We start from the raw sequence: 17033 nt of genomic DNA on the forward strand, positions 1-17033 counted from the left end.
AAAAACGTCAGGCAGGCGCGGAAAGATCAAAAATGCGGCCATCGAAGAACCTGTTCCGACCGAGAAGCACGGTGCCGCGATTCGCGCCGGCGGTGACGGGAAGGGGATTTGCGCCCTCGACCTTGGCAGAGGCGGCAGGCAGTACGGCATCCGCGCCGAGATGCTGCCGGAACAGATCGGGCCGCCAACAGGCGGCGGCGGCTTCGGCGGCCTGCGTGCCGTCCAGCCCGTGCCGGCGCCCCATATGCCAGCCGAGCCACGCCGCCTGCGAGCGCCAGGGGAAATTCGCCGCGCCCTCGTGGAAATTGACGAAGCCGGGGCTGTCGACAGTGACCCCGCTGCGCGACAGCAGCAGATGGCCGCTCAGCGCGCGCTCGATCATCTCGGGGTCGACGTTCAGCGCGTCGCCGCGCGCCAGCAGGTCCGAGGCCGCCGCAAGGCTGTCGGGTTGCACCAGCCAGCGACAGGCGCGCCAGACCGCACGCAGCAACCGCCCGGCCAGATCGGGATTCGCCTCGGCCCAGCCCCCGCGCAGGGCAAGAACCTTTTCGGGGGCAGCCGACCAGATCGCGCTGCCGGGAAGTATCAGCTCCGCCGCAGCGCATTCGACGGCATAGGAGCCCCATGGCTCGCCCACGCAGAAGGCCTCGATCTCGCCCGAGATCAGCGCCTCGGGCATGCGGCCGGGCGGGACGGTGACGGTGCGCCACCCCGGTTCGTCCCCCAGCCACTGATGCAGCAGTTCCGTATGCATCGAAAAGGGAAAGGGCACCCCGAACCGCAGGCCCGAGGGGCGCGCCCGGCGCAACGCGGTGCGGGTGGCGAAGGCATCGTGGAAGCCGGGGGAATGCCCCGCGTCGCGCATGGCAGCCGCAAGATCGTGCGAGACGCCGATGATCTGGCCGCCCAGCGACAGGACCAACGGCGCTTCGAAATCGACGGCAGCGCCACCCAGACCCAGCCGTCCGGCGATGGGCACCGCCGACAGCATCTGCGCGGCGGCGATATGGCCGCTGGCCAGCATGTCACGCAGGGCCGACCAGCTGCGCGCGGGGTGCAGGCGCAGATGCAGCCGCTCCTCGGCGGCGAACCCCATGCGGGCGGCGATGATCAGCGGGCCTGCGTCCAGCAGCGGCACGAAGCCGAGATCGATCCGGTCGGTCATTTCAGCACCTCGGCGGCGGTGACGACGGCGCGGGCGATCTCGGCGATCTTGCGGCCCTTTTCCATCGCGCTGCGGCGCAGCAGGGCATAGGCCTCCTCCTCGGGGATATTGCGCGCGCGCATGACAATGCCCTTGGCGCGGTCGATGACCTTGCGGTCTTCCAGCGCCGCGCGGGTGGCGTCCAACTCGGTGCGGACCTTCTGCAGCATGTTGAAGCGCGCGATGGCGGCATCCACCACGGGCGCCACCCGCGCCTGCGTCAGCCCGTCGACGACATAGGCGGCGACCCCCGCCTCGACCATGGCGCGGGTCAGGGCGCTGTCGGACTGGTTCACGAAGACCGCCACCGGGCGTTCCATAGGACCGGAGGCGAGGGTCAGTTCCTCCATCTCGTCGCGCGAGGCGTTGTCAGCGTCGATCAGCACCAGATCGGGATGCAGCGCCGCGATCCGGCGGGCAAGGCCGGGTCCGGGCGGGACGATGGCGTATCTCGCCCCGGCCATGCCCGCCAGCCCGTCGCAAATGGTGCGCGCGCGTTCGGAATCGCTGTCGACGATGACGATGGAAAGAGGATGCGAGGACATGCTGCCGCCCGGTTGCTGCCTGTTCCCTCTCGACCTGCGGGGCGCTTTCGGCACCGTGAAGCCACGGGCCGCCGCCGGGCGTGGTGCGGTTTCTGATGCCGTTCGGGAAAGCAGACCGGGGACGGATTGCCCGGTTTTCAGGCAAACGGCGCGCGACCGGTCGGGCCGCGCGCCCGCGGTTTCAGGTGGTCACATCGGGCTTGTCGCGGCCGGTGTGCTGGCGGATCTCGGCGATTTCCTCGGCGGCCTGAACGACCGGGGCGAGGGCTTCCTCGACGGCGAGGTTCAGTGCCCCGTCGGCGGGCTGATAGCGTTCCAGATAGACCCGCAGCGTCGCCCCCTCGGTCCCGGTCCCCGACAGCCGCATGACGATGCGCGAGCCATCGGTGAAGGCGATGCGGATCCCCTGATGGGCCGAGGTCGAGCCGTCGACCGGATCGAGATAGGCGAAATCATCGGCGCTTTCGACGGTCAGCCCGGCGAAGCTCTGGCCGGGCAGCGCCGCCAGCATCCCGCGCAGCCGGTCGACAAGGGCATTGGCGCTTTCGGTCGGCACGGCCTCGTAATCGTGGCGCGAGTAATAGTTGCGGCCATATTCGGCCCAATGCGCCTGCATGATCTCGGCCACCGACTGCTTGCGCGCGGCCAGGATGTTCAGCCACAGCAGCACCGCCCAAAGCCCGTCCTTCTCGCGCACATGGTCCGAGCCGGTGCCGGCCGACTCCTCGCCGCAGAGCGTGGCCATGCCCGCATCCAGCAGATTGCCGAAGAATTTCCAGCCGGTCGGGGTTTCAAAGCTGGCGATCCCGGCCTTTTCCGCCACCAGATCGGCGGCGCGCGACGTGGGCATCGAGCGCGCCACCCCCGCCAGCCCGCGCGCATAGCCGGGGGCGAGCGGGGCATTCGCCGCCAGCACCGCGAGGCTGTCCGAGGGGGTGATATAGGCGCCGCGCCCGACGATCATGTTGCGGTCGCCATCCCCGTCCGAGGCGGCGCCGAAATCGGGCGCATCGCCGCCCATCATGACCGCCATCAGGTCCGCGGCCCAGACCGGGTTCGGATCGGGATGGCCGCCGCCGAAATCGGGCAGCGGCACCGCATTGACCACGCTGCCGGGGGCGGCGCCGAGACGGCGTTCGAGAATCTCGGTCGCATAGGGGCCGGTGACGGCATGCATGGCGTCGAAGCGCAGGGTGAAGCCCTCCGCCAGCATCGCCTGTATTGCGCCGAAATCGAACAACTGCTCCATCAGGGCGGCATAATCGGCGACCGGATCGACGATCTCGATCTCCATATCGCCCAGCCGGGCGGTTCCGGGCGTCGACAGGTCCACATCCTGCGATTCCGCGATGCGGTATTCGGTCAGTTCCTTCGTGCGGGCGAAGATGCGGTCGGTGACGGATTCGGGCGCCGGGCCGCCATTCGCGCCGTTGAATTTCAGGCCGAAATCCTCGTCCTCGCCGCCGGGATTGTGACTGGCGGACATGATGAAGCCGCCATCGGCGCCGCGCACCCGGATCAGGTTCGAGGCGGCGGGCGTCGACAGGATCGCGTTGGTGCCGACGATGACCTTCCTCGCACCCTGCGCCGCGCACATGCGCAGGATCACCTGCGCGGCGCGGTCGTTGAAGAAACGCCCGTCGCCGCCGAGGATCAGCGTCTTGCCTTCGACCCCGCCGATGGCGTCGATGATCGCCTGCACGAAGTTTTCCAGATAATGGCGCTGCATGAACACGCGGGTCTTCTTGCGCAGGCCCGAGGTGCCGGGCTTCTGCCCCTCGATCGGGGTGGTGGGGACGGTGATGATCTTCATGCGCGGTCTCCCTCTGGCATGAACACGGCGATGGAATCGGCGGCGATCTGCGCCGCCGGGCCGGTTTCCGGTTGATCCTGCGTCAATGGCAGGGCGGTGTCGAGCACCCGCACCCAGCGTCCCTGCGGCAGGGACGGCAGCAGCATTTCGGTGGCCTGATCGGCGCCATTCACCGCGATGAAGGCGGCATCGGTCGCGTCGATGGCGCGTTCGGGCGAATTGGCGCACATGCGGATTTCCAGCGCCAGCGCGCGCAGGCCGGGATTCTGCCAGTCCGCGGGCGAGGGTTCCGCGCCCGAGGGCAGGTGCCAGACCAGATCGCGCCCGCCTTCGGGGATGGGCATGGAATGCAGGAACCGGCGCTGATGAAGAACCGGATGGGCATGGCGCAGCGCGATCAGCCGGGCGGTGAAATCCGCCAGCGGCTGGTCGGGCGCCTCCCAGCTGGTCCAGCCGATTGGGTTGTCCTGACAATAGGCGTTGTTGTTGCCGTCCTGCGAATTGGCGATCTCGTCGCCGGCCAGCAGCATCGGCGTGCCCTGCGACAGCATCAGCGTCGCCAACAGATTGCGGCGGCGCCGGGCGCGGGCGGCGGTGATGGCGGGATCGTCGGTCGGGCCTTCGACGCCCAGATTATCCGAATAATTCTCGTTATGGCCGTCGCGGTTGCCCTCGTGATTGGCCAGGTTGTGTTTCTGGTCATAGCTGGTCACATCGGCCAGCGTGAAACCGTCATGGGCGGTGATGAAATTCAGCGTGGCCTGCGGCGCACGGCCCGAATGGTCGAAGATCGGGGCCGAGCCGGTGATGCGTTCGGCCAGATCGGCGATGCTGCCATCGCCGCGCCAGAAGCGGCGCACGCCATCGCGGAAGCGGTCGTTCCATTCCAGAAACGGCGGCGGGAAAGCGCCCAGCTGATAGCCGCCGGGGCCGATATCCCATGGCTCGGCGATCAGGCGGACATTGGCGAGCACCGGGTCCTGACGCAGCGCCGACAGGAACCGGCCATCGCGCGCAAACCCCGCCGGCTCGCGTCCCAGCACGGTCGCCAGATCAAAGCGGAACCCGTCCACACCCATCTGCAAGACCCAGTAGCGCAGCGAATCCAGCACCATGCGCAGCACCATCGGATGGGCGCAATCGACTGTGTTCCCGGTGCCTGTATCATTGACGTAATAGCGCGGATTATCCGCCGTCAGCCGGTAGTAGCTGGCATTGTCGAGGCCGCGGAAGGACAGCGTCGGCCCCAGCTCGTTCCCTTCGGCGGTGTGGTTATAGACCACATCCAGGATCACCTCGATGCCGGCGTCATGCAGGCGTGCGACCATGTCGCGGAACTCGGCCGGATCGCCGGTCATCATATAGCCCGGTTCGGGTGCGAAGAAGGCCAGCGTGTTGTAGCCCCAGTAATTCGTCAGCCCCTTGCGCAGCAGAAACGCCTCATCCGCATGGGCCTGCACGGGCAACAGTTCCAGCGTGGTGATCCCCAGCCGGGTCAGGTGGCCGATGACCGCCTCGCTGGCCAGTCCCTGAAAGCGGCCCCGCTGTTCCAGCGGCACGCCGGGATGGGCGGCAGTCAGGCCCTTTGGATGGGCCTCGTAGATGACGACCTGATCGCGGGGGGCGCGGCGGCCGCGCGGAAGCGGCGCGAGGTCGGCGGTGACCACGCATTTCGGCATGAAGGGCGCCGAGTCGCGATCGTCGATCGACATGTCGACCTGCGCCTTGTGGCTTTCGTAACCCAGCAGCACATCGCTCTGGATCAGCTTGCCCGACAGGCGGCGGGCATAGGGATCGATCAGCAACTTGGCCGGGTTGAAGCGGTGCCCCAGCTGCGGTGCATAGGGACCATGGGCGCGCAACCCGTAAAGCTGGCCCGGTTGCAGGCCCGGCACGAAGCCGTTCCAGATGTCGCCCAACCGGTCGGGCAGGGTCAGGCGCTGGATCTCGTGCAGGCCGTCATCGGAGAACAGACAGACCTCGATCTTCTCGGCATGGGCCGAGAAGACGGCGAAATTGACGCCTCCGGCCATGGGGGTCGCGCCCAGCCGGTCGGCATTGCCGGCGGTGATCGTATAGGTCTGGTCTTGCATGAGGTCTCGTCAGCGTCCGCTTAGCCTGTCATAGAGCGCCGCGTAGTCGCGGGCAGAGGCGTCCCACCCGACCGGGTAGCGCATCGCGCTCTGGATCATCCGCTGCCAGATATCCTGCCGGACGTAAAGGGCGCACATCTTGCGGATGGCGCGAACCAGCTCCTCGGTGGCGACGGGGCCGAACTGAAAGCCATTGGCGACGCCGGCCCGCTCGGCCGCCAGATTGGCGTCGATGACGGAATCCGCCAGACCGCCGGTGCGGGCGACCAGCGGCAGGGTGCCATAGGCAAGCCCATACATCTGCGTCAGCCCGCTGGGCTCGAAACGCGAGGGCACCAGCACCACGTCGGCGCCCGCGAACATGCGATGCGACAGGGCCTCGTCATAGCCGACGCGGACGCCGACGCGTCCCGGATGGCTGGCGGCTGCGCGCAGGAAACCGTCCTGCAGGTCGTTTTCGCCGCTGCCCAGAACCGCCAGCTGGGCGCCCTCTGCGATCAATGCCGGCAGCGCGGCCAGCAGCAGGTCCAGCCCCTTCTGCCGGGTCAGCCGGCTGACCACGATGCACAAGGGCCCCCCCTCGGGGTCGAGGCCGAATTCCGCGCGCAGGGCGGCCGCGTTCACCGCCTTGCCCGAGAGGTCATCCACGCTGTAATTGGCCGCGATCAGGGGGTCGGTGGCCGGGTTCCAGACGCCGGTGTCGACCCCGTTCAGAATCCCCGACAGCGCCCCCGCGCGGCCGCGGATCACCCCCTCGAGGCCGAAGCCGAAGGCGGGCGTGGTCAGTTCCTGCGCATAGGTCGGCGAAACGGTGGTGACCGCATCCGCCGCCACCAGCCCGGCCTTCAGGGCGCTGATCTGGCCCCAATATTCGAAGCCGCCGGGGTTGAACCAGGAATGGGGCAGGCGCAATTCCTCGATCGCGGCGGCGGGGGCGATGCCCTGAAAGGCGATGTTGTGGATGGTGATGACCGAGGGGACCGCCCCATGCACCCAGATCGGCGCAAAGCCTGCCTGCCAGTCATGGGCGTGCAGCACCGAGGGGATCCAGCCATCTGACAGCCCATCCAGCGCGATCTTCGACGCCACCCAGCTGAGCGCCGCGAAACGGCGCGGATTGTCGGCCCAGTCGGCCCCGGCCTCGTCGTGATAGGGGCCGCCCGCGCGGTCGAACAGATGCGGCGCGTCCAGCAGCAGCAGGTCCAGCCCGTCGACGGTTCCGGCCAGAACCCGGCCCGGCCCACCGTAAAGATCGGGGTTGGACCAGACCTCCACCGGGTTTTCCAGCTTTTCGACTAGTCCGCGATAGGCCGGGATCAGCGTGCGCAGTCGCCAGCCAAGCGGCGCCATGGCGCCCGGAAGGGCGCCGACCACATCGGCCAGCCCGCCGGTCTTGACCAGCGGCGCACATTCCGAGGCGACAGACAGGACGTCGCCGCGATGGGGCAGAGGTTCCGGCACCAGGTCCCGCGCGGCGGGAGCAGGCGCCTTCGCCGCTGCCTTGGCGCCTTCCGAGGTCCTTTTCGCAACGCGCGCCTTGGCCGCCGGTTTGGCGGCAGATTTTGCGGATCTCGCAGCCTTCGCGGGTTTCGGCGGCTCCTCGGTCATAGCGACAATGCCCTTCGGTTCAGCATGTCCTGGGTGATCAGGGTGACGCCGTTATCGGTGACGCGGAACCATTGCGCATCCGCTTCCGGGTCATCGCCTACGATCAGCCCCTCGGGTATGGTGACCCCGCGGTCGATGACCACATTGGTCAGCTGGGCATGCCGTCCGATATTGACGTAAGGCAGCGCCACCACCGATTTCAGCGTCGAATAGCTGTTGGCCTGCACGCCGGTGAACAGCAGCGAATTGCGCACCTCGGAGCCCGAGATGATGCAGCCCCCCGACACCATCGAGCTGATGGCGTGGCCGCGCCGGTCCTCGTCGTCATGGATGAATTTCGCCGGCGGCACGATCTCGCCATAGGTCCAGATCGGCCAGTCGCGATCGTAGAGGTCCAGCTCGGGCGAGAAATCGGTCAGGTCGATATTGGCCTTCCAGAAGGCGTCGATCGTGCCCACGTCGCGCCAGTAGACCGGCGCGTCGGGGCTGGAGCGGACGCAGCTTTCGGTGAAGCGATGCGCCACCGCTTTACCATTCCTGACGATCTCGGGGATGATGTCATTGCCGAAATCATGGCTGGAACTGGCATCGGCTGCATCCTTCAGCAGCAGCTCGCGCAGGAATTTCCAGTCGAAGACATAGATCCCCATGGAAGCCAGCGTCGAATTCGGATCGTCGGGCATTCCCGGCGGATCGGCGGGCTTTTCCAGAAACGAGACGATGCGGCCGTCCGCATCCACATCCATCACCCCGAAGGCCGAGGCTTCGCTGCGCGGCACGGTCAGGCAACCGATGGTCACATCCGCGCCCGAGTCGACATGCTGTTGCAGCATGATTTCGTAATCCATCTTGTAGATGTGATCGCCGGCCAGCACGATCAGGTAATCGACGTGATAGCTGTCGATGATGGCGATGTTCTGGGTCACGGCATCGGCGGTGCCGCGATACCAGTTCTCCTCGTCCATCTGCTGCGAGGCGGGCAGGATATCCAGAAATTCGTTCCGCTCGGGCCGAAAGAAGGACCAGCCCCGGTTCAGATGGCGAATCAGGCTGTGGGCCTTGTATTGGGTGGCCACCGCCATTCGACGAATGCCGGAATTCAGCGCGTTCGACAGCGCGAAGTCGATGATGCGGGACTTGCCGCCGAAATAGACGGCCGGTTTGGCCCGGCGGTCGGTCAGCTCTTTCAGGCGCGAGCCGCGGCCGCCGGCCAGAACATAGGCCATGGCGCGGGATGACAGGCGGTTGGGACGGTGCAAGCTCATGGGTCTCCTCCCCACAAAAACTGATTAAGCGGCCTCGTAGACAAGAACGGAAAGCGGTGGCAGGTCGATCATCGCGGACTGGTCATAGCCCTGCCATTCATCGCCATCGGCGGTGATGATGGTGGGGGCCTGCATCCCGGACCCGCCATAGGTGCCGGCGTCGCTGTTCAGGCGCAGCTTCCATTTGCCGTCGTGCGGCAAGCCTGCGCGCCAGCCATGGCGCGGCACCGGGGTGAAGTTGCAGATCACCACCACCGGCGCGTCGCCTTCCTCGCCATAGCGGGCGAAGGCCAGAATGGATTCGGAAGCCGCGCCGCCTTCGATCCAGCCGAAGCCCTGAGGCAGGGTGTCGCGCCGGTGCAGCGCCGGCAGTTCGCGATAGAGCCGGTTCAGGTCGCGGATCAGCGTTTGGATGCCCTTGTGGCGCGGGTCGTCCAGCAGGTGCCAGTCCAGCGATGCGTTGTGGTTCCATTCCTTCCACTGGCCGAACTCGCAGCCCATGAACAGAAGCTTCTTGCCCGGATGGGTCCACATGAAGCCGTAATAGGCGCGCAGATTGGCGAATTTCTGCCACACATCGCCGGGCATCTTTTCCAGCATCGAGCCCTTGCCATGCACCACCTCGTCATGGCTGATCGGCAGGATGAAGTTTTCCGAGAAGGCATAGACCAGCCCGAAGGTCAGCTGGTTGTGGTGATGCGCGCGGTGGATCGGCTCGCGCTGGATGTAGTCGAGCGTGTCGTTCATCCAGCCCATGTTCCACTTGAACCCAAAGCCGAGGCCCCCCGCATCGACGGGCCGCGAGACACCGGGGAAGGCGGTCGATTCCTCGGCCACGGTCATGATGCCGGGGACCTCGCCATAAGACACGGTGTTGACGCTGCGCAGGAACTCGATGGCCTCCAGATTTTCGCGTCCACCATGGATGTTCGGAACCCACTCGCCTTCCTTGCGCGAATAGTCGCGATAGAGCATCGAGGCGACCGCATCCACCCGCAGCCCGTCGATGTGATATTCCTCCAGCCAATACAGTGCGTTGGCGGTCAGGAAGTTGGACACCTCGCGGCGGCCGTAATTATAGATCAGGGTGTTCCAGTCCTGGTGGAACCCCTCGCGCGGGTCGGCATGTTCGTAAAGCGCCGTGCCGTCGAAATGCGCCAGCCCGTGCGGATCGGACGGGAAATGCCCCGGCACCCAGTCCAGCAGCACGCCGATCCCGGCCTCGTGCGCCGCGTCGATCAGGGCGCGGAATTCGTCGGGCGTGCCGAAGCGGATCGTCGGCGCATAAAGCCCGACCGGCTGATAGCCCCATGACCCGTCGAACGGATATTCCGACACTGGCATCAGCTCCAGATGGGTGAACCCCATCTCGACCACATAGGGGATCAGCTCGCGCGCATGTTCCAGATAGGAGAGCGGGCGGTTGCCATCCTCAGCCACGCGTCGCCAGCTGCCCAGGTGGACCTCGTAGATCGAGATCGGCGCGCCGATGTTCTGCGCCATCCCGCGGCGGTCCATCCAGCCGGCATCGTTCCAGTCGTAAACGTCGATCTTGCGCACCACCGAGGCGGTGGCCGGGGGGTGTTCGGCGCCGAAGCCAAGCGGATCGGCTTTTTCGGGCAACGGCTCGCCATGGGGTCCGGTGATGGCGAATTTATAGGGCGCGCCCTCGCCGATATTGGGGATGAAGATTTCCCACACGCCGGTCGATCCGCGTCGGCGCATGCCGTGGCGGCGGCTGTCCCAGCTGTTGAAATCACCCAGCACGGCGACCCGGCGGGCATTGGGCGCCCAGACCGCGAAATGGGTGCCGTGCACGCCCTGATGGCGGATGACATGGGCGCCGAGCGCCTTCCACAGCTTGTGATGGGTGCCCTCACCGATCAGATATTCGTCGATCTGGCCCAGCACCGGCCCAAAGCGGTAGGGGTCTTCATATTCCCATTCGCGATCGTCATTGCTGCCGCGCAGCAGATAGGGCATCGGCTCGGGCAGATAGCCGGCGAACAGGCCCGGCGCGCTCTCGACCGGGGACATCGGGAAGACGCCTTCAATGGTGGCGATGGACATCTCGGTGGCGCCGAAATCCAGCGCCACGACCCGCCAGCCACCGGCGACCGGGTGGGGACCCAGGATGGCGAAGGGGTCCGGGTCGCGCCCTTCAAGCAGGGTGCGGATACGCTCCGGCGGCAGCCTCAGTTCAAACCGGGGCTGCGGTTCGAGATCGTCCTGCGTCCTGCTGTGCCCGTCCTGCTTTGCGGCCATCTTGCTCCCCCAGCTTCCAAACTCGTTCCACGTAGTCACGAATCGAACGGTCGGACGAGAACCACCCCATGCGCGCGGTGTTCAGCGCGGCCATGCGATTCCATTCCGCCTTATCCCCATATGAGGCATCAATACGGCGTTGAGTCGATTGGTAATCGGCGAAATCCGAACAGACGAGATAGCTGTCCCAGTTGGTCAGGATGTCGACGATCCGGCCATAGCGCGCGGGGTCGCCGCCGAAGGTGCCGGTGGCGATCAGGCTGATGGCGCGCGACAGCGAGGGGCTGGCCGCGATGGCCTGACGGGCATGGTCGGGGATCTGGCGGCGGGCCTCGACCTCCTCGGTAGTCATCCCGAACAGGAAGAAGTTCTCGGGACCGACTTCCTGGCGGATTTCGACATTGGCACCGTCCAGCGTGCCGATGGTCAGCGCGCCGTTCATCGACAGTTTCATGTTGCCGGTGCCCGAAGCTTCCTTGCCCGCGGTCGAGATCTGTTCGGACAGGTCCGCCGCCGGGATCAGCCGCACCGCCATCGAGACGTTGTAATTCGGCGGATAGGCGACCAGCAGCCGGCCTTTCATCAGCGGGTCATTGTTCACCACCGCGGCCACGTCATTGATGAGGTGGATGATCTCCTTGGCCACCGCATAGCCGGGCGCGGCCTTGCCGGCGAAGATCTTGACGCGCGGCTGCCGGTCCGCATCGGGTTTCTGGCGGATCTCGTCCCACAGCGCGATGGTGTCCAGCAGGTTCAGCAACTGGCGCTTGTATTCGTGGATGCGCTTGACCTGAACATCGAACAGCGCGTCAGGGTCGGGGGTGATCCCGAGTATCCCGCCCAGCCAGTTCGACAGCTGCACCTTGTTGTCGCGCTTGGCGGCCGCATAGCGGTCCAGCCAGCCGCTGTCGTCGACATGCGGTTCCAGCCCGGTGAGCTGGTCCAGATGATCCACCCAGTCCTCATTGCCCAGCGTTTCGGTGATCAGCCCCGACAGCGCCGGATTGGCGGAATACAGCCAGCGGCGCGGGGTGACGCCGTTCGTTACGTTGACGATGCGGTCGAGATGCAGCTGGTTCAGGTCGTGGAACACCGTCTCCTTCATCAGTTCCGTATGCAGCGCCGACACCCCGTTCACATGGCCCGACTGCATGAAGGCCAGCGTGCCCATGTGGACCTGCCCGTGATGGATGGCCGACAGCTCCCACGGGCGCGAAGGGTTGCGGCGCTTGTGGTGATCGTCGATGCGCTCGACCAGATCCATGTGGCGCGGCAGGATCTTGCGGAACAGACCTTCGGACCAGGATTCCAGCGCCTCGGGCAGCAGGGTATGGTTGGTATAGTTCAGCACCCGCACTGCCATGTCGGCGGCATCGTCGAAGCTCTGGCCGAAATCGTCGATCAACAGCCGAACCAGTTCTGCCCCGGCGATGGCGGGGTGGGTGTCGTTCATCTGGATCGCCACCCGGTCGGGAAGTCTGGCGATGCTTTCGCCTTCCGAGGCGAAGCGGCGCATGATGTCGCGCACCGAGGCGGCGGTCAGGAAATATTCCTGCTTCAGCCGCAGTTCCTTGCCGGCCTCGGTGGAATCGTCGGGATAGAGCACCTGGCTGATCGTCCGCGCCAGCGCCTCGGCGGCGCCGGCCGCGACATATTCGCCGCGGTTGAAACGGGCGAGATCGAACTCGCCCACCGGCTTGCCGGCCCACAGCCGCAGCGTATTGGCCCAACGCCCGCGCCAGCCCACCACCGGGGTGTCATACGCGGCGGCGATGACGCTTTCGGCCGGGTGCCAGATCTTTTTCGGACCGTCGCCCTCGACCCAGCCGCCGAAGCCGATCTCATAGGCGACCTCGGGGCGCTCGAACTCCCACGGGTTGCGCGATTTCAGCCAGCTGTCGGCGGTTTCGACCTGCCGGCCATGGTCGAAGCGCTGCCGGAACAGCCCCTGTTCATAGCGCATGCCGTAGCCATAGGCGGGCACGCCCAGCGTGGCCATGGATTCCATGTAGCAGGCCGCGAGACGGCCGAGGCCGCCATTGCCGAGCGCGGCCTCGGGTTCATCATGGATCACCTCGTCGTAATCGACGCCGAAGTGCTTCAGCACCGTGCGGGCGGCATCGTCGAGACCCAGATTGACCACCGAATCCTCCAGCAGGCGCCCGATCAGGAATTCCATCGACAGGTAATGCACCCGCTTCAGATGCCGGTCATAGGTGGCGCGGGTCGAGGCGAACCACGGCTCGACGATATGGTCGCGAACGGCCAGCGACAGCGCCATCCGCCAGTCATGGACCGAGGCATGGGCCTCGTCCTTGCCGATCGAATAGGTCAGGTGGTCGCGGATCGACTGGGCAAGTCCGGCGGGGCTGGCATTTGCGACGGGGTGCGGCATCATTGCCTTCCATATGTCTGTAATGTTAGCGGTCAACAGTAAGGCCGTCGGGCGCGGTGTTCAATGGCGTGGATCGGGCAGGGGGGCGGGATGGCCGAAGAATGGTGGCGCGGCGCGGTAACCTATCAGGTTTACCCGAGGTCGTTTCAGGACAGCAACGGCGACGGGATCGGCGATCTGAAAGGCATCACCGACCGGCTGCGTTATATCGCCAGCCTCGGCGTCGATGCGGTCTGGCTGTCGCCGATCTTCCGCTCGCCCATGGCCGATATGGGCTATGACGTTTCCGATTACACGGACATAGACCCGCTGTTCGGGACGATGGACGATTTCGACCATCTGGTCGCCAAGGCCCATGAATTCGGGCTGAAAGTCATTGTCGATCAGGTGATCAGCCATTCCTCGGATCAGCATCCCTTCTTCATCGAAAGCCGCAAGGGGGGCGATAATCCCAAGGCAGACTGGTATGTCTGGGCCGATGCGAAGCCCGACGGCACGCCGCCGAACAACTGGCCGTCGGTCTTCGGCGGCAGCGCCTGGGAATGGGATGGCGGCCGCAAGCAGTATTATCTGCACAACTTCCTGCCCTCGCAGCCGGATTTCAATTTCCACAACCCCGAGGTGCAGGACTGGCTGCTGGGCACCATGCGTTTCTGGCTGGAACGGGGCGTCGATGGCTTCCGGCTGGATACGGTGAACTATTATTTTCACGACGCGCGGCTGCGCAACAATCCGCGCCGGCGGATTGCGCCGCAGGTGAACCCCTACGAGATGCAGCTGCACAAATTCTCGAAATCGCGGCCCGAGAATCTGGATTTCCTGGCCCGCGTGCGGATGCTGACCGATGAATACGGCGCCGCCACGGTGGGCGAGGTCGGCGATTCGACCCGCGCGGTCGAGATCATGGCCGAATACACCAGCGGTGCGCGGCACCTGCATCAGGCCTACAGCTTCGACATGCTGGGGCCGGAATTTACACCGAAACACTTCCGCCGCACGATCGAGGTCTTCTTCAGGAACGCGCCGGATGGCTGGCCGGCCTGGGCGTTTTCGAACCATGACGTGATCCGGCACGTGACGCGCTGGCGCGAGCACGGCGCCGATCAGGACAGCCTTGCGAAACTGGCGGCGGCGATGCTGTTGTCCTTCCCCGGCTCGGTCTGCCTGTATCAGGGCGAGGAACTGGGCCAGACCGAGACCGAGCTGGAATTTTCCGAACTGACCGATCCGCCCGGCATCCGTTTCTGGCCCGATTACAAAGGCCGCGACGGTTGCCGCACGCCGATGGTCTGGGAGGCGGGGACAAGCCGGCAGGGCGGCTTTACCACCGGCACGCCCTGGCTGCCGGTGAAGGATGCGCAATCGGCCCGCAACGTGGCCGGGCAGGAGGCCAACGACCACTCGGTCCTGCATTTCTACCGGCACATGCTGGAGTTCCGCAGCGAGCGCCCGGAACTGCATGGCCGCGAGATGGCAGGCTTCCTGCGCGCGCCGGACCCGGTATTGATGTTCCGCCGCGGCGGTCTGACCTGCGCCTTCAACCTGGGGGTGGAGGCGCGCCGGATCACCCTGCCGCGTGGCGCCGAGGGGGCGCTGACCGGTCCGCGACAGGCGGCCAGCCTGTCGGGGCGCAAGCTGGATCTGGGGCCGAACGGCTTCGCCTTCGTGACGGCCTGAGGCGGCGCCTTGCTGGGGTCGATCCTTGATCGGCCGACAGAAAAAGACCCGTGACGCCGGCATCTGCCAGTGTCACGGGTCTCCCGAGGGACCGGCGCAGAGGGAACAGCGCCGGTGATGCGCGTCGGATCAGAACGACTTGGTGAAGCTGATCGACAGGGTGCGGCCGGGCGCATAGGCGGGCTGGATGTCGCGGCCGGGAACGGCCCGGATCACATAGCTCGTGCGCTCGTAATAGGTTTCGTCGAACAGGTTGTCGACGCCCAGGCGCAGCATCCCGCCCTGCAGCTGCGCGGGCGACCATTCGGCGTAAGCGTTGACCACCGAATAGCTGTCATGGGGCTTGTAGAAAGCAGCCTCCATCGCCTCGTCCGACAGCTCGCCTGCCCATTCCAGCGTCGCGCCCAGCTTCAGGTCATATTGCGGCATCACATGGTCGATATAGACCGAGGCCATGTCGCCGATCGGCATGAAGGTGCCCCCGCCGGGCAACGCGAAATCGCCATCCGTGGTCACGTCGGCCTTGGTATAGCTGGCGCCGATGCGGGTGTTGGTCCATTCGTAACCGGCATTCAGGGTAAAGCCCTTGCTGCGGCCCTCGCCGCCATTGGTCAGCAGGCCCGCTTCGACATCGTATTCGGCCAGCTTGTCCAGCCGCGTATCGAAGAAGGTCAGGCCGGCTTTCCAGTTCGCGCCGCTGGCATTGACGCCGATCTTGTAGTTCTTCGCGGTCGCGGGTTCGAAATCGGGATCGGTGGCGAAATCGGCATTGCGGGCGTGCAGCAGCCCGTATTCGCCGACATCGTAGCCCATCCAGGTGTGCGAGGCACCGGCGAAGACCTCGATCATGTCGTTGAAGCGATAGGACAGCGTCGCATTGGCGCTGCCCCCTCCCGAGCTGAAGCGGTCGTTGTTCCAGTCTTCGAAGCGCTGGTGGTCGTAGCGGAGGCCGGTGGACAGGTCGAAGCCATTGGCGAATTCGAACCGGCCCTGCGCGAAGGTGCCGACCTGACGGGTCGAGAAGTTGTGGATGCGCGGCTGGGCAGTGGAGTGGTCGCCGTAGTTATTGACGCTGTAGTCGTTGTCCGAGAAGTCGACCCCGGCGGTGATCGTGCCCTGTGCGATGCTGAACGTGTTCTGCAGCACCCCGCCGAACGTGTCGCGATCCAGCACCATGTCGCCATTCGGACGGGCGCTGCCATTGGCCGGATCGAGCAGATCCCCGGTCACGTAGTTCGGCCGCCAATAGCTGCTGGAACCGAGATACAGCTTCGCTTCCGGGTCCCACATCTCGGTGGGGGCGGTCGAGGTGTAGGTCAGGCTCAGCGTCTCGTTTTCGACCTTCAGCGGAAAGACTGCACCGTCCCGGTTCAGGTCCATGTTCATCTTGATGACGCGGTCGGCATCGTCTTCGGACTTGTCATAGGCCAGTTCGATCCGGCCACCTTCCATTTCATAGCCCAGCTTCACCAGTGCGCCCTTCGCGGCGGGTGCGGTGCCCGGCATCTCGCGGCCATTGCCGGCGTCGTAATTGTCGCCATCCTGGGCGTGCAGCATCACGAACCAGTCGAAATTGCCATAGACGCCATAGCCGGCCAGGCTGCCCGAGATCCCCTGCCCATTGCCGCCATAGCTGAGCGAGGCGCGCGCGCCATGGGCCTTGCCGTCTTCCAGCAGGTCCTTGGCGCTCACGGTTTCATAGCGCACCGCCCCCGCACCGGCGGCAAAGCCCGCATCGGCGGCGGCAGCGCCGGCCTCGACCTCGACCGCGCGGATGAAGGCCGGGTCGATGATGTTCGACCCGGTATGGTGCCAGCTCGACGGGCCCTGCGGCACGCCGTCGACGGTGACCGCCAGCTTCGACTGTTCGATCCCGAAGACGTGGATGCGCTTGGATGGTCCGGCCCCGCCCGACACCGAAACGGCGGATTCGCGGGCGAACAGCTCGGACACATTGTTCGGTTGCAAGACCTCGATATCCTCGGGCGTCACCACCGCGCCGCCGGTGGATTCGATATTCTCCTGGCCATCGGCGACCAAGGTGATCTGGTCCAGAACGATCGGGTTCGACGCGTCCTGCGCAAGCGCGGCGGTCATCAGCGCCAGGGTGGACACCCCGGCCAGCGGAAGCAGGCGTTTCATCAGCATTCTTGTCCCTTATGCGTGCA

General features: G+C 65.8%; 10 protein-coding genes. 1 reads left to right on the top strand and 9 read right to left on the bottom strand.

Annotation, left to right across the window (positions count from 1 at the left end):
* Window positions 1-7 precede the first annotated feature (7 nt).
* The 8 genes from H1S04_RS14270 to H1S04_RS14305 form a co-directional block, all read right to left on the bottom strand.
* Window positions 8-1165, bottom strand: a complete 1158-nt coding sequence (locus H1S04_RS14270) for a CmpA/NrtA family ABC transporter substrate-binding protein (protein WP_181746203.1) — start codon at window positions 1163-1165, stop codon at window positions 8-10.
* Entirely contained in the window at window positions 1162-1749 is a 588-nt protein-coding gene (locus H1S04_RS14275) for an ANTAR domain-containing response regulator (protein WP_181746204.1), read from the bottom strand. The genes H1S04_RS14270 and H1S04_RS14275 overlap by 4 nt, the downstream gene beginning before the upstream one ends.
* Window positions 1750-1930: 181 nt before the next feature.
* Window positions 1931-3562 carry an alpha-D-glucose phosphate-specific phosphoglucomutase gene (locus tag H1S04_RS14280; protein ID WP_181746205.1) on the bottom strand — a complete coding sequence of 544 codons (1632 nt, stop codon included), beginning with the start codon at window positions 3560-3562 and terminating at the stop codon, window positions 1931-1933.
* On the bottom strand, window positions 3559-5655 hold the full coding sequence (glgX, locus tag H1S04_RS14285; RefSeq protein WP_181746206.1) for a glycogen debranching protein GlgX: 2097 nt from the start codon (window positions 5653-5655) through the stop codon (window positions 3559-3561). The genes H1S04_RS14280 and glgX overlap by 4 nt, the downstream gene beginning before the upstream one ends.
* A 9-nt stretch (window positions 5656-5664) precedes the next feature.
* Complete coding sequence (glgA, locus tag H1S04_RS14290; RefSeq protein ID WP_298948305.1) at window positions 5665-7116, bottom strand: glycogen synthase GlgA; 1452 nt, start codon at window positions 7114-7116, stop codon at window positions 5665-5667.
* A gap of 143 nt (window positions 7117-7259) precedes the next feature.
* Complete coding sequence (gene glgC / locus H1S04_RS14295; RefSeq protein ID WP_181746208.1) at window positions 7260-8528, bottom strand: glucose-1-phosphate adenylyltransferase; 1269 nt, start codon at window positions 8526-8528, stop codon at window positions 7260-7262.
* A 24-nt stretch (window positions 8529-8552) separates the two neighbouring features.
* Window positions 8553-10793 carry a 1,4-alpha-glucan branching protein GlgB gene (gene glgB / locus H1S04_RS14300; protein WP_181746209.1) on the bottom strand — a complete coding sequence of 747 codons (2241 nt, stop codon included), beginning with the start codon at window positions 10791-10793 and terminating at the stop codon, window positions 8553-8555.
* On the bottom strand, window positions 10729-13188 hold the full coding sequence (locus H1S04_RS14305; protein WP_181746210.1) for a glycogen/starch/alpha-glucan phosphorylase: 2460 nt from the start codon (window positions 13186-13188) through the stop codon (window positions 10729-10731). Before H1S04_RS14305 ends, glgB begins: the two co-directional genes overlap by 65 nt.
* Before the next feature lie 90 nt (window positions 13189-13278).
* Between H1S04_RS14305 and H1S04_RS14310 the strand changes: the two genes are divergently transcribed.
* Window positions 13279-14865, top strand: coding sequence for an alpha-amylase family glycosyl hydrolase (locus tag H1S04_RS14310; RefSeq protein WP_181746211.1), 1587 nt, complete (start codon window positions 13279-13281; stop codon window positions 14863-14865).
* Between the two features lie 129 nt (window positions 14866-14994).
* On the opposite strand, the gene H1S04_RS14315 is transcribed toward H1S04_RS14310, so the two are convergent.
* Complete coding sequence (locus H1S04_RS14315; protein WP_255435627.1) at window positions 14995-17007, bottom strand: TonB-dependent receptor domain-containing protein; 2013 nt, start codon at window positions 17005-17007, stop codon at window positions 14995-14997.
* Window positions 17008-17033: the final 26 nt, after the last annotated feature.

The sequence above is a fragment of the Paracoccus sp. S1E-3 genome (genome assembly GCF_013868135.1).
Classification (GTDB): domain Bacteria; phylum Pseudomonadota; class Alphaproteobacteria; order Rhodobacterales; family Rhodobacteraceae; genus Paracoccus.